The sequence below is a fragment of the Bacillus sp. NTK034 genome, from assembly GCF_017303275.1.
Classification (GTDB): domain Bacteria; phylum Bacillota; class Bacilli; order Bacillales; family Cytobacillaceae; genus Cytobacillus.
This window is the reverse complement of sequence record NZ_JAFKOJ010000005.1, coordinates 159,566-185,301: the sequence shown is the minus strand read 5'-3', so window position 1 is coordinate 185,301 and position 25,736 is coordinate 159,566. Positions and strand designations below refer to the sequence as shown.

Below are 25,736 nucleotides of genomic sequence, written 5' to 3'. Positions count from 1 at the left end.
CAGCCCACCCTAAAACAAAAAGAGGGTGGGTTTTCTAATGAAAAAATTCTTACTGATCATTACAGTAATATCCTTGTATTTGAGCCAAACTCCTGTTTCTGCCCGGACACTTTCACACCCTCCTATTCCGAAAGAGTCAACTGATATAGAAAAAGTGGCTATTGTAGTACTAAAGGATGCGAAGAATGAACAGGAAATGAAAAAAATGATAGACCACAATCCTGATCTGGAAATTAGGCATACATTCAATCAGGCATTAAACGGCTTTTCAGTTAAAGGAAAGCAATCTGCATTGCAAAGACTGCAAAAGATAGAGTCAGTATCTTCTGTTTCACCGGTTAATACCTATCATGTTCATTCAGATGATAATATCAAGCTGATTGGCGGCATTAATGCCAGAGGCTTTTATGATAGAAATAATCAGCGCCTCACAGGCAAAGGTGTGAAAGTAGGCGTAATCGATACCGGCATCGATTATAATCATCCCGATTTACGAAGGAGCTATGGCGGCGGACGTGATCTGGTGGATAATGATAAGGATCCGATGGAAACAAAGGCTGCCGGGGGACAAGGCACACTGCACGGCACTCACGTCGCGGGAATCATTGCTGCAAATGGCAGAATTCAGGGGGTCGCACCAGAAGCAACCATTATCGCCTACAGGGCTCTCGGACCAGGCGGCAGCGGAACAACAGAACAGGTGATAGCTGCCATCGAACAGGCAATAAAGGATAAAGTTGATGTGTTAAACCTTTCCTTGGGAAATAACGTAAACGGACCTGACCTTCCAATAAGCATGGCCCTGAATAAAGCAGTTGAAAAAGGGATAACGGCTGTCACTTCATCGGGCAATTCGGGCCCAAATATTTGGACGGTCGGTTCACCGGGCACTGCGTCGAAGGCCATTTCTGTAGGAGCCTCTACACCAACAATAAAGGTGCCATTTTTAAGCTTAGGCGGGCGGGAAATTCGTCTTGATTTACTGCAGGGCTCAAAGGATTGGGAATTTGACCGTTCCTATGAAATCACCTATGGCGGACTGGGGCAGGAGGATGAATTGAAAAATGCCCAGGGGAAAATTGTATTAGTGGAAAGAGGGGAACTAACCTTTACAGATAAAGCCGTCCATGCTATGGAAGCAGGAGCAGAAGGGATTATTATTTTTAATAATACAAAAGGCAGGTTCTTTGGCAATCTGGACAGTGGAGTTCCAATTCCGGTTGCGGCGGTATCAAAGGAAGAAGGAGAGGGCCTTAAGAAGCTTATTAATGAAGGAAGACTCCTTGCCCGGACAAATATAATAGAAGAAAGAGATATACTGGCTGACTTTAGCTCACGGGGACCCGTTACATCCACATGGGAAATCAAACCGGATGTTGTGGCTCCTGGAGTCGCCATTAATAGCACCATTCCTGGCGGATACCTGCCGCTGCAGGGGACGAGCATGGCCGCTCCGCATGTTGCAGGAGCGTGTGCCATCCTGAAACAGGCTCATCCTGAATGGGGGCCGGAACAGATTAAGGCAGCACTTATGAACACCGCTATGCTTCTTAAGAATACAGAAGGACAAACATATAGAACTTATGAGCAGGGAGCAGGCAGAATCCAGCTTGATCAAGCGCTGAAAGCAGAAACGCTTGTCCTCCCGGCTTCACTGCAATTTGGGAAATTTCAGATCGCGGACAGGCTGCATGAACACAGCAGTTTTATAACGGTTGAAAATATAAGTGAAAAAACACAGACCTATTCCTTTTCCGTACCCTATAAAGACCAAGGCATCAATTGGGAAATGCCCATAGCGTTTCAACTTAACCCGGGTGAAAAGAAAAAGGCGGAAATCAAAATGTCTGCAGATCCTACTCTTTTAAAGAAAAAAATCCATGATGGGTACTTGCTGATGAAGGCAGGTGCCGAAACCATCAGGATTCCATATCTGTATGTGCTTGAGGAGCCGGATTATCCAAGGGTTATGGGATTCGGGCTGGGCAAAGGAGATAAGCCGGGCACGTATCGCTATGAAGTGTATCTTCCTGGCGGAGCAGAAGAGTTCGGAATTGCCTTGTTTGATTCGGAAAGCCTCCGGTTCATGGGATTTTTGGACTGGAAAAGAAATGCTGGCAAAGGACAGCTGCTGCAGGAAATTCCTGCAAATAAGCTTCCGGGGCCAGGGCTGTACCTTGCAAAGGTATTTGCCAAAAAAGCCGGAAAGGAAGATTGGATTGAAACTTATCTCTTTGTGAGACCGGATGGGCAGCTTGGGGACCCGGAACCATTGGCTAATAACAAGAGCTGGCTAAGCAGGTGAGACCTAAGAATAAAGCGCTTTCAGGAGAGATGCAGAAACTCGCTCCTTTTTCAATAGAAATCCGAAATTTAAATGTGATAAATATGTGAACATACCATATTTTTACCTTTTTGTTTGTGAACTTTTTCACTCCAAACGCATTGACATTGACAAAGCCCTATTGTATGCTTACAAAGGGTAAAAGATGATAGGGTTTTCAAAATATTTTTGCAGACATATTTCCCACTTCTGCATGATGTTAATGTGATTAATTATGGCCTCAAAACCCACTTACCATTCTCTTAAGGGAGGATGCGTTTTTATGCGTCAAAATGACCGCAACCCATTTAAGGCGATGGCCTTAATGTCCGCCATTCTTTCTCAGTTAGTAGGTTCCACGCTCATTGGCATTTTCGCCGGAAGGTGGTTTGACAGCAAGGCAGGAACAGAGCCGTTATTCCTATTAATTGGCTTGTTCATTGGACTGGGCGCCGGGATATACGCCATGCTTCGCTTAATCCAACATTTCTTCACAGGAGAATGAACATCATGCCGGAAATCAAAGTAACTTTTCAAAGACAGCGAAAATACATATTCCTTTTGTTGTCTGTATACGTTCTCGGCTGGGGTTTTACACCATATCAATCTATTTTTCTGGGCTTGATCTTTGGTACAGGCTTGAGTCTGTTCAATCTGTGGCTGATATCACGAAAGGCGCTGCAGTTTGGAGAGGCAGTCGAGAGAGGCGAGAAGGTGCGTTCACTTGGAACGGTATCCAGAATGGCTACAGCAGTTTTTGCTGTCATGATCGCTTTGGAATATCCTGATAAGCTGCATCTGATCAGTGTGGTATTTGGATTAATGACATCCTATATTGTCATTATGATAGATTATTTTCTTCAATCTTTTCAATTACGTAAATAGCGGGAAGAGAGGTGAACACTATTGCATCATGAAGCTCCTATAGTGGACTTTTTAGGATTGAATTTTAACTTATCAAACGTACTGATGATTACAGTGGCAAGTGCTGTTGTTTTCATTATTGCTTTGCTTTCAACCCGTCGATTGGCCATGAAACCAACGGGGATGCAAAATTTCTTCGAATGGATTATGGATTTTGTTAAGAATATCATTAACAGCACGATGGACTGGAAGACAGGCGGAAGATTCCATATCCTTGGATTAACCCTGATCATGTATATCTTTGTTTCAAACATGCTCGGACTTCCGTTCGCAATCACTTATGATCACACTTTATGGTGGAAATCGCCAACAGCCGATCCTGTTATCACATTAACATTAGCGGCAATGGTTGTTGGGCTTTCGCATTACTATGGCGTAAAGCTTAAAGGAGTAGGAGAATACGGCCGTGATTTTATCAGGCCAATGCCTTTCTTGTTCCCATTGAAAATCATTGAAGAGTTTGCAAACACTCTGACGTTGGGACTTCGTCTATACGGTAATATTTATGCAGGTGAAATCCTGCTGACATTGCTTGTCGGAGGACTGGCTCACGCCGGTGTAGGCGGAATGCTTGCAGCAATCCTGCCGACACTTGTATGGCAAGGATTCTCGATCTTTGTCGGATCTATCCAGGCATTCATTTTCTGTATGTTAACAATGGTTTATATGGCACACAAAGTGAGTCATGACCATTAATATATACCTGTTCATTTCATGGACAAAACATTTTAAACAAATAAATTTTTATACAATTTAAGGAGGAACTCAATAATGGGTCTTTTAGCAGCAGCAATTGCAATCGGTTTAGCAGCACTAGGTGCCGGTATCGGTAACGGTCTTATCGTATCAAAAACAGTTGAAGGTATGGCTCGCCAGCCAGAAGCTCGCGGTATGCTTCAAACTACAATGTTCATCGGGGTTGCGTTAGTAGAGGCTGTTCCGATCATCGGCGTTGTTATCGCGTTCATGGTTATCGGCGGTTAATTAATACTGTACCAATCGTTCTAAATGGCGAAGATCATTCCATGAACCTTCGCCATTCCTTTATGTTTTTTTACCGTAAAACTAATTCGGAATCATGCATATGACTCCGTTTCATAAGTGGAACAACTCTTGAAGGGAGTGAATCGAGGGTGTTAACAAACAGTCTAGTATTAGGCGCTGCAGGCGGCGGTTTTAACGGCGGGGACATTTTGTACCAGCTGATTATGTTCATCATCTTGTTGGCATTGCTGAAAAAATTCGCGTGGGGTCCTTTAATGGGCATTATGCAGCAGCGTGAAGAGCACATTGCCAGTGAAATCCAAGCGGCAGAAGAAAGCCGTACAGAAGCAAAAAAACTTTTAGAAGAGCAAAGAAGTCTTTTAAAAGAAGCACGTACAGAAGCACAGGGCCTTATCGAAAATGCGAAGAAACAAGGCGACGTGCAGCGCGAGGAGATCATTGCGGCTGCCCGCACTGAGTCTGAACGCATTAAGGAATCTGCTAAGCTTGAAATCGAGCAGCAGAAAGAACAGGCGGTTGCCGCTATCCGCGAGCAGGTCGCTTCATTGTCTGTCCTAATTGCTTCCAAGGTTATTGAGAAGGAATTAAGCGCAGCTGATCAAGAAAAGCTGATCAATGAATACATTCAAGAGGCAGGAGAAAAGCGATGACGGGCTCCACAGTAGCAAAGCGCTACGCGTTGGCTCTTTTCCAGCTTGCGAATGAACACCAGCTTCTTGACCAAATGGAAGAAGAGCTTCGTGCAGTGAAAGAAGTAGTAACGAATAACTCAGATTTAAAGTCTGTATTGAAATCTCCAAAGCTTTCAATTGAGAAGAAAAAAGAGATTTTAAAAGACGCATTTGCATCTGTGAACACGTTTGTACTAAATACGTTAATGATATTAATTGAACGCCACCGCGAAGATCATATCTCTGATGTGGCAGATCATTTTATAAGCCTTGCGAATGATAAAAAAGGGATTGCGGATGCGAAAGTATACACTGTTCGTCCGCTGACTGAAGCAGAGAAGGAAGCATTATCTGTGTCATTTGCAGCTAAGGTTGGAAAAAAATCACTTCGTATTGACAATATAGTTGATACTAACTTGCTCGGCGGCATCAAGCTTCGAATCGGAAACCGGATTTTCGACGGCAGCTTGCGCGGGAAGCTAGAGCGTCTTGAACGTCAATTATTAGGCTAAGATTCGTAGATAGGGGTGAAACTCATGAGCATCAATGCTGAAGAAATCAGTGCGCTGATAAAAAAGCAAATCGAAAACTATCAGTCGGAAATTCAAGTGAGTGATGTAGGTACGGTTATCTCTGTTGGTGACGGTATCGCTCGTGCTCATGGCCTCGACAATGTCATGGCTGGAGAACTTGTTGAATTTTCAAACGGCGTTATGGGTATGGCACAAAACCTTGAAGAAAATAACGTCGGTATTATCATTTTAGGACCATTTACAGAAATCCGTGAAGGCGATGAAGTACGCCGTACGGGCCGCATCATGGAGGTACCGGTTGGTGAAGAACTGATCGGCCGCGTAGTAAACCCTCTTGGACAGCCAGTAGATGGCATGGGACCAATCAACACAACTAAATCACGTCCAATTGAAAGCCCGGCACCAGGTGTTATGGATCGTAAATCCGTACACGAGCCGCTTCAGACAGGTATCAAGGCGATTGACGCTCTTGTGCCAATCGGCCGCGGACAGCGTGAGTTAATCATCGGTGACCGTCAAACAGGTAAAACTTCCGTTGCAATCGATACGATCCTGAACCAAAAAGATCAGGATATGGTATGTATCTACGTGGCAATCGGACAAAAAGAATCTACAGTTCGTAATGCAGTAGAAACACTTCGTAAGCAAGGTGCCCTGGATTACACAATCGTTGTAACAGCATCTGCATCACAGCCTGCTCCAATGCTATACTTAGCTCCTTACGCTGGTGTAACAATGGGTGAAGAGTTCATGTACAACGGCAAGCACGTTCTTGTTGTGTATGATGACTTAACAAAGCAAGCTTCTGCTTACCGTGAGCTTTCATTGCTATTGCGCCGTCCTCCAGGCCGTGAAGCTTATCCAGGGGACGTATTCTACTTGCACAGCCGCTTGCTTGAGCGCGCTGCTAAGCTAAGCGATGCGAAAGGTGCAGGTTCAATCACTGCGCTTCCATTTATCGAAACACAAGCAGGAGACGTTTCTGCATATATTCCAACAAACGTTATCTCAATCACTGACGGACAAATTTTCCTTCAGTCAGACCTATTCTTCTCTGGTGTACGTCCGGCGATCAACGCAGGTCTTTCTGTATCACGTGTAGGTGGATCTGCACAGATCAAAGCAATGAAAAAGGTTGCAGGTACACTGCGTCTTGACCTTGCTTCATACCGTGAACTTGAATCATTTGCCCAGTTCGGTTCTGACCTTGATAAAGCAACACAGGCTAAACTTAACCGTGGTGCCCGTACAGTAGAGGTTCTAAAGCAGGATCTTAACAAGCCGCTAAAAGTTGAGAAGCAGGTTGCAATCCTTTACGCTCTAACTCGCGGTTTCTTAGATGACATTCCTGTACAGGATATTCGTCGTTTCGAATCTGAATTCCTTTCATGGTTAGACCATAACCGCAAAGATTTGTTAGACCATATCGTGACTACTAAAGAACTTCCTTCTGATGACGATATGACATCTGCGATTAACGACTTTAAGAAAACTTTCGCAGTATCCGAATAATGGAGATTGCCTGGATGGGGAAGTGCTCCCCATCTAAGCAGCTCAATTCGGTTCTGACAAACTTGTATAAGGGTGGTGAGAACCTGTGGCATCATTACGCGATATAAAAAATCGTATTACTTCTACGAAGAAAACGAGTCAAATTACTAAAGCAATGCAGATGGTATCGGCTGCGAAAATGAATAAGGCAGAAATGAATGCAAAGTCATTCGTGCCTTATATGGAGAAAATCCAGGAAGTTACGGCATCCATCGCTTTGGGAAGCAAGGATGTATCACATCCAATGCTGACCAGCCGCCCTGTCAAGAAAACTGGTTACCTGGTAATCACGTCTGACCGCGGACTTGCGGGAGCTTATAACAGTAACGTTTTGCGGAATGTCTACCAGACGATTCAAAAGCGCCATAAATCACCGGATGAATATGCAATCATTGCGATCGGACGTGTTGGCCGCGACTTTTTCAAAAAGCGCAATATGAACGTCATTCTGGATATCGTTGCCGTTGCAGACCAGCCAGCATTTGCTGAAATCAAAGATATTGCCAGCAAAACAGTTGGCATGTTCGCTGATGAGACATTTGATGAATTATATATGTACTACAGCCATTATGTCAGCGCGATTCAACAGGATGTAACAGAGAAGAAGCTTCTTCCGCTTACGGATATCTCCAGCTCGAAAAAGCTTACATCTTATGAGTTTGAACCTTCCGCTGAAGAAATTTTAAAAGTATTGCTGCCTCAATACGCTGAAAGCTTAATCTACGGAGCGCTTTTAGACAGTAAGGCAAGTGAGCATGCTGCAAGGATGACGGCTATGCAAAATGCAACGGATAACGCTAAAGACCTTATCAATTCACTAAGCTTAAGCTATAACCGCGCACGTCAGGCAGCCATCACGCAGGAAATTACCGAAATCGTCGGCGGAGCAGCCGCGTTAGAATAATAATGAAAAGCGGAAGCGCCTCGATCAGCCCCGATAAGCATAAGTCAAGCCCTTCAGGAAGGCGTTTTTTCCTTCCGAAAGGGTTTGGCTTATGACCTCGAGGGGCTTGGCGCTGAAGCTAGACAAATGAAAAGCGGAGCTGGCAGGTGGAGTTGTTGCCTGCTCTCCATTATGTAAAACGAACGGAGGGAAAAAGATGAACAAAGGACGCGTTCTTCAAGTTATGGGTCCGGTTGTTGACGTAAAGTTCGAAAGCGGCCAGCTTCCTGAGATCTATAATGCATTGACTGTTACAAATCCTGCGCGTAACGAATCTGAAGTTGACATCAACTTAACCCTTGAAGTTGCCCTTCATTTAGGTGATGATACAGTACGTACCATTGCAATGTCTTCTACTGACGGCTTACAGCGCGGAAGTGAAGTTGTTGACACTGGTGCTTCAATCTCTGTACCAGTAGGTGATGTAACACTTGGACGTGTATTCAACGTACTTGGTGAATCAATCGACTTAGATCCTGCAATCCCTGCAGATGCCCGTCGTGATTCTATCCACAGAGAGGCTCCTAAGTTTGAGCAGCTTTCTACTGAAGTAGAAATTCTTGAAACTGGAATTAAGGTAGTAGACCTTCTTGCCCCTTACATTAAAGGTGGTAAAATCGGTCTTTTCGGTGGTGCCGGAGTAGGTAAAACCGTATTAATCCAGGAGCTTATCAATAACATCGCTCAGGAGCATGGCGGTATTTCCGTATTCGCCGGTGTAGGTGAGCGTACTCGTGAAGGTAATGACCTTTATCATGAAATGACAGACTCAGGTGTTATCAAGAAAACAGCGATGGTATTCGGTCAGATGAACGAGCCGCCAGGAGCGCGTATGCGTGTTGCCCTGACTGGTTTGACAATGGCAGAATTCTTCCGTGATGACCAGGGACAGGACGTTCTATTCTTCATGGATAACATCTTCCGTTTCACACAGGCAGGTTCAGAGGTATCAGCCCTATTAGGCCGTATGCCATCTGCCGTTGGTTACCAGCCGACACTTGCTACTGAAATGGGTAAATTACAGGAACGTATCACATCTACTAACGTAGGTTCTGTTACTTCCATCCAGGCGATTTACGTACCAGCCGATGACTATACGGATCCGGCTCCTGCTACAACATTCGCTCACTTGGATGCAACAACTAACCTTGAGCGTAAGCTTTCTGAGATGGGTATCTACCCTGCGGTGGATCCGCTTGCTTCCACTTCCCGTGCATTGTCACCGGAAATTGTTGGAGAAGAGCACTACTCAGTAGCACGCCAGGTACAGCAGACATTACAGCGTTACAGAGAACTTCAGGATATCATTGCGATCCTTGGTATGGATGAGCTTTCTGATGAAGACAAGCTCATCGTAGCACGTGCGCGCCGTATCCAGTTCTTCTTATCACAAAACTTCCACGTTGCTGAGCAGTTTACTGGCCAGCCAGGTTCATACGTACCGGTTAAAGAAACTGTTAAAGGTTTCAAAGATATTCTTGAAGGAAAATATGACCACCTGCCAGAAGATGCATTCCGACTTGTCGGCCGAATCGAAGAAGTTATCGAGAGTGCTAAGAAAATGGGCGTAGAGGTCTAATTCTGGACCAGGAGGGTAAAAAATGAAGACGATTAAAGTCAGTGTTGTTACTCCCGATGGCCCGGTGTATGAATCAGATGTGGAAATGGTAAGCACAAAAGCTCAAAGCGGTGAGCTTGGAATTTTACCTGGACACATTCCAATGGTTGCACCGTTACAAATTGGAGCCGTTCGTTTAAAAAACGGCGGAAAAACTGATTTCGTCGCAGTGAGCGGCGGATTCCTGGAAGTTCGTCCGGAGCAGGTAACGATTTTAGCGCAATCTGCTGAGCAAGCAGATGAAATTGATGTAGAGCGAGCCATTCGTGCGAAGCAGCGTGCTGAACAGCGCCTGAATGAGCAGAAGCGTGAGAACATTGATTTCCGCCGTGCAGAGCTTGCACTTCAGCGTGCAATCAATCGTATCGAAGTTTCGGAAAGAAAGTTTTAATAAAAACATCAGCACCCCTGGCTTAGCTGGGGGTGTTTTTTTAATAGTAATATTTACCACCGGAATTTTAAGAAAATTGCCCCAAAAAATAGATAAATCACTCGAATTCTTTAATATAGGCCTTTACAATAGAAGAGAGTATACCTTTAATGGGTTACTCTCTTTTTTAAAGCAATCATGCAAGTCTATTTGAATTAAAGGAGGAGCCGCAATGCTGGAGTTTGATACAAATATAGACCAATATGCTACGATCAAAGTCATCGGAGTCGGCGGCGGGGGAAACAACGCTGTAAACAGGATGATTGAACATGGAGTTGAGGGTGTAGAGTTTATTGCTGTTAATACAGATGGACAAGCTCTAAATCAATCAAAGGCAGAAGTAACCATGCAAATCGGTGCTACCTTAACGAGGGGCCTGGGAGCAGGGGCAAATCCTGATGTAGGCAGGAAAGCGGCGGAAGAAAGTGAAAGCCAGCTTCGTGAAGTATTGAAGGGTGCTGACATGGTATTTGTTACTGCTGGAATGGGCGGCGGAACTGGAACTGGTGCAGCTCCTGCCATTGCACGCATCGCCCGTGAAGTTGGCGCGCTGACAATTGGTGTGGTAACCCGCCCCTTCAAGTTTGAGGGCCGTAAGCGTGCAGCCAATGCAGATGCAGGCATTGAGGCGATGAAAAAAGCAGTCGATACGCTAATTATTATTCCAAATGATCGCTTATTAGAGATTATTGATAAGAAAACACCTATGCTTGAAGCGTTTATGGAAGCGGATAATGTCCTCCGTCAGGGTGTTCAGGGTATTTCGGACTTGATTGCCGTTCCTGGTTTAATCAATCTTGATTTTGCCGATGTTAAAACAGTTATGTCCCATAAAGGAACAGCATTGATGGGAATCGGAATTGCTACCGGGGAAGACCGGGCGGCAGAAGCAGCCCGAAAAGCAATATCAAGTCCATTATTAGAAACGTCCATTAATGGAGCACGCGGCGTCATAATGAATATTACAGGCGGAGCAAATATCAGCTTATATGAAGTCCAAGAAGCTGCAGATATCGTTGCTTCGGCTTCAGATGAAGACGTAAATATGATATTTGGCTCGGTCATAAATGATTCCCTAAAAGAAGAAATACTTGTTACGGTTATTGCGACCGGCTTTAATGAACAAGAGGATCTAAGGGCTAAACCTAGTTCAAAGCCACCAGTAGAAAAAGAATATGTTCATACATATCAGTATGCAGAAGAGCCGGGCAATCGCCGGCAGGGGAGAGAACATCGGGAACCGGTTCAGGAAGATTACCGGATGCAGGCTGACCCGCAAGAAGAGTCACTTGATACTCCTGCGTTCCTTAGAAACCGAAGAAGACGCTACTAATAAAAACAGGCTGCCTCAAGGAGGGCAGCCTGTTTTTAGATGAATATAATTGTTTATTATTGATAGTTGATATGTTGGTGGGTGAGTGGTTGATAGTCAAATGAAGAAAGGACAGGCATAGGCCTGTCCTTGTAGTATTTCAATACTTTGTCTGGTCATATAGGGTTAACTGATCCAAATTCTTATGCACGGTCATGAGCTTTTTGAGAAGGCTCATGAACTTTTGTTTATCTTCAAAAGGAGTAACGTCTAGTTCTTTTTTGAGCTCATTGCTTTTTTTAACGAGCTCATCGAATTTTTGAATAACTGGGCAGTTGTTTTTAGTCATATGTATTTCTCCTAATTTAAGCTCTTAAGGTAACTTTATCACAAAATATAATTTCAAAGGAAACAGCCATGTTTCATTTATATTAAAAACGAATGGTCTTTTTAACTAATTTAACTATTTTGTTAAAAGTGTCAGATTTTGTTGAAACCCGCGGAATAGAGTCATATATTATCAACATGTGCTAAGAAAGACAAGGTTGGAGAAAACCAGGGGGTGATTTCCTTGTCGACTGTATTATTTGGAACGATAGAATATTATGAAAGAGAATTAATCAGCTATTTTACAAATAATCATATAAGCAATAAGGATGATGCTACCATGAAAATCTTCATCATGCTTGAAGCGGAGATATTCAACGTATTTTTATTTGACGAAGCGATTCGGATAAAATGCATGCAGAATCTTTTAAAAGCATTTTGCCGTGTGTCTGAAATATACTTGGTTAAAAAGTAGCCATTATTATGAATGGCACAATTAAAGAGGTCCCTGAGAGAGACCTCTTCGTTAAAAGGATTTAATTCAGAATCGTAACTTTTACCTCTTTTCTTCCCCATTGCATTGCATCTGGTGTGGCAGGTATAAACACATCAATTTCATTTCCATTAATTCCCCCGCCAATATCCTCGGCAGTGGCATAGCCGTATCCTTCTACAAATACCTTAGAACCCAAAGGAATGACGTCCGGATCCACCGCAATTACTTTTGCATCCGGATTATCGATAAGATTTACTCCTGTTTTTGTAATGCCGATGCATCCTTCGCAGCTGGCTGTATAGGCAGTTGCAGTGACAGTCAGGCTTTTGTCCGTTTCAGCTGCAGGCTGTTCTGTGTTAGCCGCTTTTACAACTGTTTTAGGCGTTGATTCCTTAGCCGAGCCATTTTTATAGATGATAAGCTCTAAACCAGGTTTAATAAGGTCTGAGTTCAGCTGATTCCATTTTTTAAGGTTATGTACATTAATACCGTATGTTTTAGCGATATTCCAGAGAGTGTCACCGGATTTTACTATGTATATTTCTTCAGGTGAAACATTAAGTTTATCATTTGGGTGAATCAAATCTCCAGTTAGACCATTCCAGCTTTTTATATCCCGAACGGACACTTCATGTTTTTGTGCTATGGACCACAGGGTATCCCCTTTGTTTACTGTTACCTCTTCTGCTTGTGCGCTCACACCTGCTGTACTCCAGATCGTTATAGCTGCGAGCAGATAATAAAAATACTTTTTCATATTAAGCCTCCTAATAGCTTGTTTGACATTTTCTATGCTAGCACAGAAAATTCTGAGAAAAAGAACAGGGAAGTTATAATTCAATTACGCACATTTCATGAAATTAACGAAGAAATGGCAAAACATAATAATGTTCATAATAGATGAACAAAAAGCATCAGAAACGGTCATATTTGATATATTTAATCCTTAAGATGGATTAAATAGAAACTTTTGTATATGGTTTTATATTGTCAGCATGTTAATGCTGTAATGTTGATAGAACAGGAACTGACCGATAAATCGGAAAAGTGACCTATAAAAGAGGAGAACCAGCCGATAAAATACAAATTCTGACCGATAAAATTCTAATTTGACCGATAAATGCTGGAAATTGACCGAAAAACTTGAGGAACAAGGTTTTATTTTAATAAACAGCATATATATAAGAAGTTACAGCATAAGAAGTGTCATACTTTTAGAAATAAAAAGGTATATAAGTGAGTTGTTAATGAAAAATCCTCCTAAGGTGTTAGATATCTCACTGACAAAGCAGTAAGTTTCATTTTTAATGGTAGATGAATAATAAAGAAGAATTTAATGGATATCGACTGGGGGCAAGCTCATATAATCTAGTGAAGGTGTGTTACTTGCTTACAAATGCGTATGTAAATTCTCTTTCTCGGCGATTCGATTTGACGCCAGCGATAATTTCCAATAATAGTATGAGGTTGTGTCGACACATGTGGGAGTAGGGTGTATAATGGTTACGGTTACATGTTTAAATGTTGTGAAAATTTTCAGCATTGGAGGGGATGGGCATGGAGCTTTGGAATTTATATCAGAATAACTATTTGATAGTTTTTGTGTTTTTGTGCCTGGGAGTTTTACTGCCTGTGGTGGCTTTGTTTTTGGGCAAGCTTTTGCGGCCCTATAAGCCATATGATACGAAGTATACCACATATGAGAGCGGGATTGAGCCATTCCATGATTCGAGGGTGCAGTTCAATGTCCGCTATTATATTTTTGCCCTGATGTTTGTCATTTTTGATGTAGAGACTGTATTTTTGTATCCGTGGGCTGTGGCCTATGAGAAACTTGGGATTTTTGCATTGATTGAGATGCTGATTTTTGTATTTATGCTAGTAATTGGACTTGTTTATGCATGGAAAAAGAAGGTGCTGAAATGGATTTAAAGTTGGATAATATTACACCAGAAGAAATGGAAGAACTGCAGCGAAATGTGTTTATGGCAACTTTGGAACAGATTAAAGCGTGGGCGCGGAGTAATTCATTGTGGCCAATGACCTTCGGGCTTGCTTGCTGTGCCATTGAAATGATGGGTGTAGGTTCATCGCACTACGATTTGGACCGTTTCGGATCTTTTTTCCGTACATCTCCCCGCCAGTCTGATGTCATGATTGTTTCAGGTACAGTAACAAAGAAAATGGCGCCAATTGTCCGCCGTCTTTACGATCAGATGCCTGAACCAAAATGGGTGATTGCGATGGGCTCATGTGCAACTGCGGGCGGGCCATACGTAAAATCTTACTCAGTTGTAAAAGGGGTCGACCAGATTGTCCCTGTTGATGTATACATACCAGGATGCCCGCCGAACCCGGCAGCATTGATTTATGGAATTAATAAACTAAAAGAAAAAATCCGTTATGAGGCTAAGACTGGGAAGAAGGTGATCTAACCTATGAGCGGAGAAAAAGATCTTGAACAGCTGAAAAAAGAAGCAGCAGCTAAAGCGAAGGCAGCAGCACTGGCTAAAATGAAGGCGAAAGAGCAGGGTGAAGCGAAGGAAGAATCGCCAGCAGAAGACTTGGATCTGGCCAAGCAAAAAGCCGCCGCCGCCGCGAAGGCGAAGGCTGCAGCCCTGGCAAAGATGAAAGCGAAAGAGCAGGGCGAAGCGAAGGAAGAATCACCAGCAGAAGACATAGACATCGCCAAGCAAAAAGCCGCTGCCGCCGCAAAAGCAAAGGCTGCAGCAGCAGCTAAGGCGAAAGCCGCTGCTCAAGCAAAACAGGCTGGCGGGGATGACGAAAAAGCTAAAGCCATTTCAGCTGCAAAGGCGAAAGCCGCCGCTGCAGCAAAAGCAAAATTAGCTGCGGCAGGCAAAGCTGGCGGATCAGCTGATGATGAAAAGGCCAAGGCAATCGCAGCCGCAAAAGCAAAGGCCGCCGCCGCAGCTGCCGCAAAGGCAAAAGCTGCCGGAAGCAAGGCAGACACTGAACCGGCTGCAGAAAAAGCGCCATCCGTTAATCAGCCTTATCTTGATAAATATGTAAAGGTAATTGAAGAGAATCTTGGTGCTGACGTTCTTGAAGAGTACTATATTAATGATCTTTCCAAGGATGTGCCTACTTTAGTTGCCAAGGCTGAATCATATTTTAAATTGGCAGAATTCCTGAAATATAATGAACAACTTGGTTTTGATTACCTATCAGAGCTTCATGGCACTGATTTTGAGACGCATATGGAAGTGTATGCTCATTTATACTCATACAAAAAGCGCCAATCTGTAGCCCTTAAGGTTAAAATTGACCGCGATAAGCCGGAAATTGATTCTCTGCAGCCGTTATGGGCTGGAGCGGATTGGCCGGAATGTGAAACGTATGATTTGCTGGGCATTCAGTTCAAGGGCCACCCTAATTTATATCGGATTATGCTTGGGGAAGACTGGATCGGGCATCCGCTGCGCAAAGACTATGAACCGTACGATGTGGAGGTGTAACCAATGCTGCGAACCGAAGAAATGCTATTGAATGTTGGACCTCAGCATCCAAGTACACACGGTGTTTTCCGCCTTGTTCTGAAAATTGACGGTGAAATCATCAAAGAGGCGAAACCGGTCATCGGTTATCTGCACCGCGGAACGGAGAAATTAGCTGAAAACCTGCAGTATACGCAAATTATTCCTTATACAGACCGAATGGATTATCTTGCAGCCATGACGAATAATTATATCCTTGTCCACGCGGTTGAAACGATGATGGACCTTGAAATTCCGGAGCGGGCCGAATATCTGCGTGTGATCACCATGGAACTTGGCCGGATTGCCAGCCATCTCGTATGGTGGGGTACATATTTGCTGGATATTGGAGCGACAAGCCCATTCCTGTATGCATTCAGAGAGCGTGAAATGATTATCAATATGCTGAATGAGATATCCGGGGGCCGCTTAACGTTTAACTATATGCGTGTCGGCGGTGTAAAATGGGATGCTCCTGAAGGCTGGATTGATAAAGTAAGAGAGTTTGTTCCCTATATGCGTGAACAGCTGAAAGGTTATCATCAGCTTGTAACAGGAAATGAAATTTTCATGAACCGTGTCAAAGGGGTAGGAAAGTATACGAAAGAGGATGCTTTAAACTACTCTCTGAGCGGTGCAAATCTCCGCTGTACAGGCGTGAAATGGGATCTCCGCAAAGATGAGCCATACTCTATCTATGACCGCTTCGATTTCGAAGTTGCCGTACAGGACGGCGGGGATGCATGGGCCCGTTATCATGTGCGCATGCAGGAAATTGAAGAATCATTAAAAATCCTTGAACAGGCTGTTGAGCAATTCCCTTCAGAAGGCGATATTCTGGCAAAAGTGCCGAAAATCATTAAAGCGCCTAAAGGGGAAGGGTTTGTTAGAATTGAGTCTCCACGGGGAGAAATCGGCTGCTATATCGCGAGTGATGGAAAGAAAGAGCCATACCGGTTAAAATTCCGGAGGCCATCATTCTATAATCTTCAAATTCTCCCTAAATTGCTTGAAGGCGAAAACATTGCGAACTTAATTGCTATTTTAGGGGCAATTGATATTGTCCTTGGGGAGGTGGACGGTTAATGGTAGAAGAACTTCTCTATTCCGAAGCAGGTTTGCTGAATTTCGGCATTTTCTTCTTGCTTGCCACCGTTTTGCTATTAGTCGTTTTGGGATTTGTTACTTACGCCATTCTGGCAGAACGTAAAGTCATGGGATTTATGCAGCTGCGCCATGGCCCGAATCAGGTCGGCGGCCGCTGGGGGCTGCTGCAGACCGTTGCTGATGTATTGAAGCTTTTATTAAAAGAAGACACCATCCCTAAGCTGGCAGACAGGCCATTGTTTATACTTGCACCAGTTATTGCATTTGCACCAGCATTTATGGTGCTGGCGACGATTCCTTTTACAGATAAACTTCAGTTTGCTGATATTGGAGTTGGATTGCTGTATTATATCGCCATTTCCGGGCTGACAACAGTCGGTATTGTCACCGGAGCATGGGCTTCCAATAATAAATATGCTTTGCTAGGCGGAATGCGTGCCGCGGCCCAGATGATTTCTTATGAGATTCCACTCGTTATGTCTGTATTAGGCATTATCCTTTTAACAGGCAGCTTAAACCTTAATGAGATCGTGGAAGCGCAAAAAAATGGCTGGTTCATCATTTGGCAGCCAATCGCTTTTATCGTATTCCTGATTGCTTCAACAGCGGAGCTGAACCGTGTTCCATTTGATTTGCCTGAGGCGGAATCAGAGCTGGTCGCAGGTTTCCATGTTGAATATTCCGGCTTCCGCTGGGCGTTCTTCATGCTTGCGGAATATGTATATTTCTTTGCAATGGCTTCATTGACAACCGTATTATTCCTTGGCGGATGGCTGCCGCTTCCTTTCCTGGAATTCATTCCGGGTGCCGTTTGGTTTGCGATTAAGTTTACGGCTGTCATCTTTATCTTGGTTTGGTTCCGTGTCACATTCCCGCGCCTTCGTGCAGACCAGCTCATGGAATTTGGCTGGAAGGTTCTGCTGCCGGTTGCGCTTGCGAATATTTTCTTAACAGCTTTGCTGAAAGAATGGCTGAATATATTTTAATTGAGGACCGGCCTATAAAACTTCGAGAACTGTCTAGCTTCAGCGCCTACCCCCTCGAGGTCACAAGCCAATCCCTTCCAGAAGGAAAGATCACCTTCTTGCAGGGCTCGTCTTGTGCTTGTCGGGGGTGGGCAAGGCGCTTCCGCATTTCAAATAAGGGGTGAAAAAACATGCTTGGTTTAGCGAAAGGATTATCGTATACCCTAAAAAACCTGACACGCAAAAAGGTAACCTATGACTATCCGAATGAACCTCTTCCGCTTCCGGACCGGTTCAGGGGAATTCAAAAGTTTTATCCTGAAAAGTGCATCGTGTGCAATCAGTGTGCAAATATTTGTCCAACCGATTGTATCCAGCTTACAGGCAAAAAGCATCCGGACCCTGCCAAAAAGGGAAAAATTATTGATACCTATGATATCAATTTCGAAATTTGCATTCTTTGCGACTTGTGCACAGAGGTCTGCCCAACCGAAGCGATTATCATGACCAATAATTTTGAACTGGCGGAATATAGCAGGGATGAGCTGTTTAAAAATCTTGAATGGCTTGATGAAAATGATGAAAATATACGGAAGGTGAATAAAGCATGACGTTTTCAGGTGAGTTTTTAGCGTTTATGTCTCTAGCTTTAGTTGCGGTCATCGGCGGCGTGCTTTTATTGAACCTTACCAAAGTCGTGCATATGGTTGTCGCCCTGGTTTTTACATTTGTAAGCATTGCCGGAATTTATGTGCTGCTTTCAGCTGAATTCCTGGCTGCAGTCCAGATCTTAATTTACTCCGGTGCCATCACCATTATCATGCTGTTCGGAATCATGCTGACACGCCATAATGATACAAGCGAGCCGAAAACAGGCCGCTGGAGAAAGCTGTTATTATTCCTGGGTGTACTCGGCTTTGCTTTCGCAGTCTACATCGGGATATATAACCTTGATTTGCCGTCTGCGCCGAATGACCTTCATGTCAATAATACAGAGCAAATTGGAATTGAGCTTTATTCAAAATTCATTATTCCGTTTGAAGTTACATCTGTTCTATTATTGGTCGCTTTGATCGGCTCCATTGTTTTGGCCAAAAGAGATGATGAGAAGGAGGCGGAAAAGGAATGAGTGCAGTTCCAGTTCAAGCCTACCTGGCTTTGGCTTTAATTCTCTTTTGCATCGGGCTGTATGGTGCCTTGACCAAGCGGAATACCGTGATCGTCCTGATCTCGATCGAACTAATGCTGAATGCTGTCAATATTAATCTGGTGGCATTCAGCAAATACGGCATAATGCCATCCATAACAGGCCAGATATTTGCTTTGTTTACAATTACTGTTGCAGCAGCAGAAGCAGCAGTTGGCCTGGCGATATTAATTGCCCTGTATCGTAATAAGAAGAGTGTTAACATTGATGAAATGGATGCTATGAAGCACTAAAAGACTGTGAAAAATACAGCCGGACTGGCTGAGAATAGAGAGTAGTGAAGGCTGCCATAAATGGCGCCGCCTTTATGGACCTGATAATAAGGTCCCAATCTGACACGCCAAGCATTAGGGCGTGTTCAAAAAAGGGGATTGTGATAATGATGGAGAATGCATGGATCATACCGCTTTTCCCGCTTTTATCGTTTTTGTTCCTTATTTTATTCGGCAAACGGCTAAAAGAAGCGAGTGCATATATAGGAATTCTGTTTTCCCTGGCATCGCTTGTCTATTCAATATTGGTGCTATTTGACCGGTTTTCGGCACCAACTTTTAAAGCAGAAGGCGTTTGGCTGACTATAGGGGATGTTCAGTTAACAGCGGGTTTTGAAGTTAATCAGTTAAATGCACTGATGCTGGTGATTGTATCACTTGTCAGTTTCCTGGTACATACGTATTCGAAAGGCTATATGCAGGGTGATGACCGCTTCCCTGTTTTCTATGCTTATTTAGGGTTATTTACATTTGCCATGCTGGGCCTTGTCATCTCGCCTAATCTGCTTCAGACGTATTTCTTCTGGGAGCTTGTCGGACTGGGTTCCTTCCTGCTGATCGGTTTCTATTTTTTCAAAGAGGAAGCAAAGGCTGCGGCTAAAAAAGCATTTATCATGACCCGTATTGGAGACGTCGGCCTTTTGATCGGAATGATTCTGTTATTCTGGCAGGCTGGCAGCTTTGAGTATGATGAAATTTTTGCAGCTGTTGAAGCTGGTGCCATTTCGGGCACAATGATTACATTAACAGCCATTCTTATTTTTGTAGGGGCTGTCGGTAAATCGGGCCAGTTCCCGCTGCATACCTGGCTTCCGGACGCAATGGAAGGACCGACGCCGGTCTCCGCATTAATCCATGCTGCGACAATGGTAGCTGCAGGTGTGTATTTAGTGGCAGCGTTGTTCCCGCTGTTTACTGCAAGTGAAACAGCATTGATGACAGTTGCTGTAATTGGGGCGTTCACAGCCATTTTTGCAGCAAGCATCGGCCTGGTCCAAAAGGATATTAAGCGGGTGCTCGCTTATTCAACCGTCAGCCAGCTTGGCTATATGATGCTGGCGCTGGGTTCTGCCGGATATGTAGCCGGTGTATTCCATTTAATGACACATGCCTTTTTCAAAGCCTTGCTGTTTCTAGCAGCCGGAAGTGTCATCCACGCGGTTCATACACAGAATATTGAACATATGGGCGGATTATGGAAAAAGCTGCGCGTGACTGGCCCTCTATTCCTGATTGGGACACTGGCGATCAGCGGGGTTCCATTATTTTCAGGATTCTTCAGTAAAGATGAGATTTTAATTGCTGCCTGGGCACATGGGAATACAGTGCTGTTCTGGCTAGCGGTGATTGCTGCGTTCTTTACGGCATTTTATATGTTCCGTCTGTTTTTTATGGTTTTCGCTGGTGAAGCAAGAACCGATATGAAAAATGTTCACGAGTCGCCTGGTGTTATGACGCTGCCAATGGTGGCCCTAGGGGTGCTGGCTGTAGTGGCTGGATATGTGAATACACCATGGTTTGGTACATTTCTTGGTGATTGGCTCGTGGAAGATAACCATGCTCTGGGTCATGGCCATATTGAGGGGCCTGCATGGATAATGATTGTCGCCACTGCTGTTTCCCTGCTGGGAATTTTCCTTGCCTGGCTAATGTATGGCAAACGTTCGCTTGCCCGCGATTGGCTTACAAGCAGAATGCCGCTTTCATACAGTGTTCTGTACAATAAATACTATATTGATGAATTCTATTCGCTGACAGTAGTAAATGGTGTGAAATTCTTTAGCTCATTCCTGCGCTTCCTGGAAGTGTTCCTGGTTGAAGGACTTGTAAAGAGCGTAACTGGAATCGCGTCTGCACTCGGAAGACTTGGTTCTAAATTTCAAAATGGCCAGATTCAGACTTACGGAACAGTGGCGTTTGTCGGGCTTGCTATTTTAGTAGTCATCTATGCGTTTTCAGGGGGGTACTTAAAATGAACTTAGCTTATTTTCTATCCATTTTAGTTTTCTCCCCGCTGCTTGGTATTTTAGTATTATCATTCCTGCCGAAAACACAGGAATCATTGATCAAGGCCGTTGGTTTCCTGGCTACCATTCCGGCACTGGTATTGGCGCTGATAGCCTATTTTCAATACCGTGCAGGTGCAGGCTTGGAACAGCTGAATGAAAAAGTCAGCTGGATTCAGTTTGGAGATTCCGGCCAGCTGGGCAACCTTTTTTCCATTGATTATGAACTGGGGCTGGATGGATTTTCATTAATCATGGTTGTGCTCACAGCTGTGCTTTCAACACTGGCAGCTATTGCTTCTATTCATATTAAAAAAGAATGGAAGGGCTATTTCATGCTGTTCCTGCTGCTTGAAGTCGGCATGCTGGGTGTATTTGCAGCTGAAAACCTGATTCTTTTCTTTATCTTCTTTGAAATAACCTTGATTCCGACCTTCTTCCTGATCGGAAAATGGGGTTACTTTGAAAAGGAAAATGCAGCATACAGCTTCCTGATCTATAACGGACTTGGATCTGCTGTTCTGCTGATTGTCATTATGGTGCTGTTTGCCCGAACTGGCACAGCTAATATTGATGCTTTGATGGCCGCAATGAACGCGGATAATCCGCAGCTGGTTGCGCCAATCTCTGAAAATATGAAAATGGGCATGCTGATTGCGCTTTTAATTGCATTTGGAGTGAAGCTTCCTATATTCCCGCTGCACAGCTGGATGGTAAGGGTGCACGTACAAGCTCCGCCATCAATCGTCATGCTGCACGCTGGGGTGCTTTTGAAAATAGGGGCATTCGGCTTAATCCGCTTCGGCATGGGGATATTTCCTGAGCAATTCCAAAGCCTGGCTGTTTGGCTGGCTGTGCTCGGAGTCGTGAATTTACTGTATGGAGCGTTCCTGGCGTTTGTTCAGACCGACTTTAAAATGGTGCTTGCCTACTCTTCTATTTCCCACATGGGAATCGTTTTAATCGGGTTAGGCGCATTAAATGAGGCAGGAATCCAGGGGGCGATTTTCCAGGTTGTTTCTCACGGGTTAATCGCAGCGCTTTTATTCTTCCTTGTCGGTGTGTTTTATGAACGAGTTCAAACCTCCAATATTCAAAATCTCGGCGGTTTGGCAAAAGGGATGCCGATTACAGCAGGCTTCCTGCTTGCAGGGGCTATGGCTTCACTTGGTTTGCCTGGCATGTCAGGATTTGTAAGTGAATTTATGGCCTTCCTTGGCTTATTTAGAGAAATGCCGATTCTTGCTGCAGTCGGTACAATCGGAATCATTATGACAGCAGTTTACCTGCTTCGCGCGGTACTGGGCATCACTTACGGCAAAGCGCATAGAGACTTTGCCGGCGTTACGGATATGAAAAAGTTTGAGTTCGTGCCTGTCCTGGTCTTATTCGGCTTAATTGTCCTGATTGGTGTTTATCCAAGTGTACTGAGTGAACCGCTGACATCAACACTTGAAACGATCATGCTGGGGATAGGAGGGTGATGAAGGATGGATCTCGAAACATTATTATCATATGAATGGGGCATTATGACGCCAGAGTTCATCATCCTTGGTGTTGCGACCGCTCTTTCACTAATGGATTTATTTATGCCGAAATCACAAAGCCGAAAAGTTCTCGGCTGGGTCGGCTTTGCCGGCATTCTGGCAGCGCTTGTTTCCTTATTGGGCCTTATCGGACATGGACCGGAATCCATTTTGCTTGATACGTTCAGGCTTGATTCCTTTGCAAAAGCTTTTAAGCTGCTGCTTTTGATTGGATCGGCAATGGTACTGCTGATTGCCATTGGCTATGAGCCAAATGAAGGATTGGAAGAATTCAGGGGGGAATTTTTCTATCTCTTCATGGCTGCATTACTTGGAGCGATGATCATGTCTTCAAGCGGCGACTTAATTACCCTGTTTGTGGGACTTGAGCTGCTTTCCATCTCGTCCTACATTTTGGCAGGCATGAGAAAACGAAATCTGCATTCAAATGAATCTGCCATGAAATATGTGATAAATGGCAGTATCGCCACAGCGATCACTTTGTTTGGAATGAGTTATGTATACGGTTTAACTGGAACTACGAACTTAAAGGAAATGGCAGGATTTTTGACATCCGTCTATAACGAGCAGCATATTTACCTGCTTGGCCTTGCGTTTTTTATGATTGTGGTGGGACTTTCTTTCAAATTGGCAGCAGCACCGTTCCATATGTGGGCGCCTGATGTGTACCAGGGCGCACCTACACCTGTAACAGCTTTTTTAAGTGTTGTTTCCAAAACAGCCGGGTTCATCATTATTATCCGCATCCTGTTCTCAATCTTTGCGAATGCACCATCCGGTGATGCACAGGGGCTGCCAATGATTCTTGCTCTCCAGGATTACATTGCCTTCCTGGCAGGAGCCACGATGATTATTGGGAACCTGATTGCGTTAAGGCAGCGAAATATCAAGCGTTTGTTTGCCTATTCCAGTATTGCTCAGGCTGGTTATCTGCTAGTCGTCATTGCGAGCATGTCACTGTTCATGTTTGATACACTCTGGTTCTATCTGGGAGCCTACTTATTTATGAACTTGGGTGCTTTTGCGATCATCCAGCATGTGACACATAAATCGGGATCTGAAGATATCAGTCAATTTGCGGGATTATACCGCCGGGCGCCGTTTCTGGCCATTGCCATGGCCATCTTCTTGCTGTCACTTGCGGGAATTCCGGGAACAGCCGGCTTTATTGGCAAACTGAATATCTTTATGGGTGCCTTAGTGCCGAATGAAGGCCATTATGTATTGGTATCGATTATGATTGCGACAACAGTCGTTTCATACTTCTATTACTTCGGCGTAATGGTGCAGATGTTCTTCAGGCCAGCAGCTGATACAGGAAAGGTTAAGATCCCAGCTGCATTAACAGCTGTTATCGGCATCAGCCTGGCAGCAACCATCCTGTTTGGAGTTGCACCAAATATTGCATTCGACTTCCTGCAGGGCAATTTCAACCAGTTTACTGATTTCTTTCAATAAAGTAGAAATCACTTTTTAAAATGGGAGTTTTAAAAAGCTGTACCAAAAAGGGGTATTAATAGGAGGGGGAATTTTCCCCTTCTTTTTGTTTGTCTCTATTTAAACTTCGTGTTTTTTCGACAATTCGATATAATGGACATATAATCTGCGAAAAACAAAGAAACTTAATTTTCAAAAAATAACCAGTTATGAAACTTACCTGATAGTATAAACGTCAAATGGTATTGTAGCGCACAAAACAGGTAAGCGACGTGGCAAACTTTTAAGGGAGGGAAGAAGATGATATCAGGATTTGGGCAGCAGGCACTTATCAGTATTATGTCTCATCTGGTGTTTATTGCACTGGCCTGGTGGGCGCTTCAGGCATTGCGATTTGAAACACTATTGCGGGCAAATCATGTTTTTCAGGCACGTGTATTATATGTTCTGCTTTCTATTGTGATTGGTTCAGCCGTAAGCAACTTCTTTCTCGACTATCTTCTATGGTCCCAGCAGCTGCCGCTTATACTGCAGAATATTACCTTTCTTTAGGTGATGCATTTGATGGCCATATTTTTTATAAATATAGGTCTTCATACATGTTTTCTTTTTGAAGATTATTGAGTAAAATCTTTTTGTTGCTTGTTTTCCTGCATACATACTATCTTGTGAAATGGTTTTCAAAGTATGCAAAAAAGGGCAGGAATAGCAATGGAATTAACAGTGATTTTGCTGCCTTTTCAGTTTGTCAAAAAGTGACGACAATTCCCAAGTATGCTCACTCTATCCTTGGTAACAATGGTACTAAGGGGAGGAGTTTACAGATGAAAAAATCATTCATTACATTATCCATTATTGCCATTATTGGTTTCATGATGATAATCATTGGGAATAAGACGACTGTAGCCAAAGGGGAGCTTGACCTGTTAACGATGGCCTCGGTTTTACAGGGCGAGAATATTTTAATCAAAGATTGGACTTTGCATGCGAGAGAAAAAATGGAAAATCTTCAAACCCTTCGGGAAGTGAAAGCATTCACCGATGAATTGCAGGCGAAATATCCTGATTGGGAATGGAGCTTTCAAAGATCAGAAAAGTCTTGGGAAGCAGAAGCTATTATTATGAAAACAGATACTCAGTCAGAAGCAGTAAAAGTTTTATCGACCCCCACAAAAGGTCAAGTTCAGACGTATGTGATTTATGAGGCCAAAGGTCAGGGGTGGAAGATAGAACAAAGCGAACTGGCTGCAGAACTGAATAGTAAGATTTCTGACATTTTTCGAGGAAATGCCACAATTTTCTCTTGTATCCAGGGTGAATTCAATGATAAGATTAATAAGTCTTTGCCTGATACTGCAACTCAATTGCTGGAAGCTTTTAATGCAACAGAAATAGAAGCACTAGAAGAGGACCAATTTATTTCAGCATCAGCAAATTCACCGCTTTTTGGTGAATTCATTGAGACAAATGGCAATAAAATGAACATGCAGCTTGGATTACGGACACAAGGAATGGGCGCCAAGACAAACATAGTTATTGGCACACCCATCATTACGATTGAATATTAA

The 25,736-nt window shown here is 43.8% G+C and carries 28 protein-coding genes; 26 read left to right on the top strand and 2 right to left on the bottom strand.

Going from position 1 to position 25,736, the window contains the following annotated elements; genetic code table 11:
• Positions 1 to 37: 37 nt before the first annotated feature.
• The 12 genes from JI665_RS15860 (at position 38) to ftsZ (ending at position 11,331) form a co-directional block, all read left to right on the top strand.
• Complete coding sequence (locus JI665_RS15860) at positions 38 to 2,305, top strand: S8 family serine peptidase (protein ID WP_206840721.1); 2,268 nt, start codon at positions 38 to 40, stop codon at positions 2,303 to 2,305.
• Positions 2,306 to 2,606: 301 nt separating this feature from the next.
• Positions 2,607 to 2,828, top strand: coding sequence for an AtpZ/AtpI family protein (locus tag JI665_RS15855; protein ID WP_206840719.1), 222 nt, complete (start codon positions 2,607 to 2,609; stop codon positions 2,826 to 2,828).
• 5 nt (positions 2,829 to 2,833) lie between these two features.
• Positions 2,834 to 3,208, top strand: a complete 375-nt coding sequence (locus tag JI665_RS15850; protein ID WP_206840717.1) for an ATP synthase subunit I — start codon at positions 2,834 to 2,836, stop codon at positions 3,206 to 3,208.
• A 21-nt stretch (positions 3,209 to 3,229) separates the two neighbouring features.
• Positions 3,230 to 3,943, top strand: a complete 714-nt coding sequence (gene atpB, locus JI665_RS15845) for a F0F1 ATP synthase subunit A (protein WP_113882338.1) — start codon at positions 3,230 to 3,232, stop codon at positions 3,941 to 3,943.
• Between the two features lie 75 nt (positions 3,944 to 4,018).
• A complete protein-coding gene (gene atpE / locus JI665_RS15840; protein WP_009332220.1) occupies positions 4,019 to 4,231 on the top strand; it encodes a F0F1 ATP synthase subunit C in 213 nt (70 codons plus the stop codon).
• Positions 4,232 to 4,380: 149 nt separating this feature from the next.
• Positions 4,381 to 4,902, top strand: coding sequence for a F0F1 ATP synthase subunit B (locus JI665_RS15835; RefSeq protein ID WP_206840715.1), 522 nt, complete (start codon positions 4,381 to 4,383; stop codon positions 4,900 to 4,902).
• Positions 4,899 to 5,435 (top strand): F0F1 ATP synthase subunit delta, encoded by a 537-nt coding sequence (locus tag JI665_RS15830; RefSeq protein WP_019380612.1) that lies wholly within the window; start codon positions 4,899 to 4,901, stop codon positions 5,433 to 5,435. Before JI665_RS15835 ends, JI665_RS15830 begins: the two co-directional genes overlap by 4 nt.
• A gap of 24 nt (positions 5,436 to 5,459) precedes the next feature.
• A complete protein-coding gene (gene atpA / locus JI665_RS15825) occupies positions 5,460 to 6,968 on the top strand; it encodes a F0F1 ATP synthase subunit alpha (protein WP_206840713.1) in 1,509 nt (502 codons plus the stop codon).
• Between the two features lie 85 nt (positions 6,969 to 7,053).
• Complete coding sequence (locus JI665_RS15820; protein ID WP_009332212.1) at positions 7,054 to 7,911, top strand: F0F1 ATP synthase subunit gamma; 858 nt, start codon at positions 7,054 to 7,056, stop codon at positions 7,909 to 7,911.
• 196 nt (positions 7,912 to 8,107) lie between these two features.
• Positions 8,108 to 9,529: a F0F1 ATP synthase subunit beta gene (gene atpD, locus JI665_RS15815; protein ID WP_206840711.1), complete on the top strand. Its 1,422-nt coding sequence runs from the start codon at positions 8,108 to 8,110 to the stop codon at positions 9,527 to 9,529.
• Between the two features lie 22 nt (positions 9,530 to 9,551).
• The gene (locus tag JI665_RS15810) at positions 9,552 to 9,959 is read left to right on the top strand and encodes a F0F1 ATP synthase subunit epsilon (RefSeq protein WP_206840709.1); all 408 of its coding nucleotides are present in this window, start codon (positions 9,552 to 9,554) and stop codon (positions 9,957 to 9,959) included.
• Positions 9,960 to 10,170: 211 nt separating this feature from the next.
• Complete coding sequence (gene ftsZ / locus JI665_RS15805; RefSeq protein ID WP_206840707.1) at positions 10,171 to 11,331, top strand: cell division protein FtsZ; 1,161 nt, start codon at positions 10,171 to 10,173, stop codon at positions 11,329 to 11,331.
• A gap of 139 nt (positions 11,332 to 11,470) precedes the next feature.
• Here the strand turns inward: ftsZ and JI665_RS15800 are convergent, their stop codons facing one another.
• A complete protein-coding gene (locus JI665_RS15800) occupies positions 11,471 to 11,659 on the bottom strand; it encodes a hypothetical protein (RefSeq protein ID WP_009332207.1) in 189 nt (62 codons plus the stop codon).
• Between the two features lie 222 nt (positions 11,660 to 11,881).
• Between JI665_RS15800 and JI665_RS15795 the strand changes: the two genes are divergently transcribed.
• A complete protein-coding gene (locus JI665_RS15795) occupies positions 11,882 to 12,112 on the top strand; it encodes a hypothetical protein (protein ID WP_206840705.1) in 231 nt (76 codons plus the stop codon).
• A gap of 61 nt (positions 12,113 to 12,173) precedes the next feature.
• On the opposite strand, the gene JI665_RS15790 is transcribed toward JI665_RS15795, so the two are convergent.
• Positions 12,174 to 12,890 carry a LysM peptidoglycan-binding and 3D domain-containing protein gene (locus tag JI665_RS15790; protein ID WP_206840703.1) on the bottom strand — a complete coding sequence of 239 codons (717 nt, stop codon included), beginning with the start codon at positions 12,888 to 12,890 and terminating at the stop codon, positions 12,174 to 12,176.
• A gap of 800 nt (positions 12,891 to 13,690) precedes the next feature.
• Between JI665_RS15790 and JI665_RS15785 the strand changes: the two genes are divergently transcribed.
• From JI665_RS15785 to JI665_RS15725, 13 genes are all read left to right on the top strand, one after another.
• The gene (locus JI665_RS15785; protein WP_009332205.1) at positions 13,691 to 14,065 is read left to right on the top strand and encodes an NADH-quinone oxidoreductase subunit A; all 375 of its coding nucleotides are present in this window, start codon (positions 13,691 to 13,693) and stop codon (positions 14,063 to 14,065) included.
• Complete coding sequence (locus JI665_RS15780; RefSeq protein WP_035327895.1) at positions 14,056 to 14,568, top strand: NuoB/complex I 20 kDa subunit family protein; 513 nt, start codon at positions 14,056 to 14,058, stop codon at positions 14,566 to 14,568. Before JI665_RS15785 ends, JI665_RS15780 begins: the two co-directional genes overlap by 10 nt.
• A gap of 3 nt (positions 14,569 to 14,571) precedes the next feature.
• Positions 14,572 to 15,609 (top strand): NADH-quinone oxidoreductase subunit C, encoded by a 1,038-nt coding sequence (locus JI665_RS15775; RefSeq protein WP_206840701.1) that lies wholly within the window; start codon positions 14,572 to 14,574, stop codon positions 15,607 to 15,609.
• Between the two features lie 3 nt (positions 15,610 to 15,612).
• Positions 15,613 to 16,713, top strand: coding sequence for an NADH-quinone oxidoreductase subunit D (locus JI665_RS15770; protein WP_206840699.1), 1,101 nt, complete (start codon positions 15,613 to 15,615; stop codon positions 16,711 to 16,713).
• Positions 16,713 to 17,720, top strand: a complete 1,008-nt coding sequence (nuoH, locus tag JI665_RS15765; protein WP_206840698.1) for an NADH-quinone oxidoreductase subunit NuoH — start codon at positions 16,713 to 16,715, stop codon at positions 17,718 to 17,720. Before JI665_RS15770 ends, nuoH begins: the two co-directional genes overlap by 1 nt.
• Positions 17,721 to 17,890: 170 nt before the next feature.
• On the top strand, positions 17,891 to 18,310 hold the full coding sequence (nuoI, locus tag JI665_RS15760; protein WP_009332200.1) for an NADH-quinone oxidoreductase subunit NuoI: 420 nt from the start codon (positions 17,891 to 17,893) through the stop codon (positions 18,308 to 18,310).
• On the top strand, positions 18,307 to 18,828 hold the full coding sequence (locus tag JI665_RS15755) for an NADH-quinone oxidoreductase subunit J (protein ID WP_206840696.1): 522 nt from the start codon (positions 18,307 to 18,309) through the stop codon (positions 18,826 to 18,828). The genes nuoI and JI665_RS15755 overlap by 4 nt, the downstream gene beginning before the upstream one ends.
• Entirely contained in the window at positions 18,825 to 19,139 is a 315-nt protein-coding gene (gene nuoK, locus JI665_RS15750; RefSeq protein WP_206840694.1) for an NADH-quinone oxidoreductase subunit NuoK, read from the top strand. Before JI665_RS15755 ends, nuoK begins: the two co-directional genes overlap by 4 nt.
• A gap of 146 nt (positions 19,140 to 19,285) precedes the next feature.
• Complete coding sequence (gene nuoL, locus JI665_RS15745; protein WP_206840692.1) at positions 19,286 to 21,154, top strand: NADH-quinone oxidoreductase subunit L; 1,869 nt, start codon at positions 19,286 to 19,288, stop codon at positions 21,152 to 21,154.
• Positions 21,151 to 22,668, top strand: coding sequence for an NADH-quinone oxidoreductase subunit M (locus tag JI665_RS15740; RefSeq protein ID WP_206840690.1), 1,518 nt, complete (start codon positions 21,151 to 21,153; stop codon positions 22,666 to 22,668). The genes nuoL and JI665_RS15740 overlap by 4 nt, the downstream gene beginning before the upstream one ends.
• Positions 22,669 to 22,674: 6 nt before the next feature.
• A complete protein-coding gene (gene nuoN, locus JI665_RS15735) occupies positions 22,675 to 24,189 on the top strand; it encodes an NADH-quinone oxidoreductase subunit NuoN (RefSeq protein WP_206840688.1) in 1,515 nt (504 codons plus the stop codon).
• A gap of 279 nt (positions 24,190 to 24,468) precedes the next feature.
• The gene (locus JI665_RS15730; protein ID WP_206840686.1) at positions 24,469 to 24,720 is read left to right on the top strand and encodes a DUF1146 family protein; all 252 of its coding nucleotides are present in this window, start codon (positions 24,469 to 24,471) and stop codon (positions 24,718 to 24,720) included.
• A gap of 272 nt (positions 24,721 to 24,992) precedes the next feature.
• Complete coding sequence (locus JI665_RS15725) at positions 24,993 to 25,736, top strand: YwmB family TATA-box binding protein (RefSeq protein WP_206840684.1); 744 nt, start codon at positions 24,993 to 24,995, stop codon at positions 25,734 to 25,736.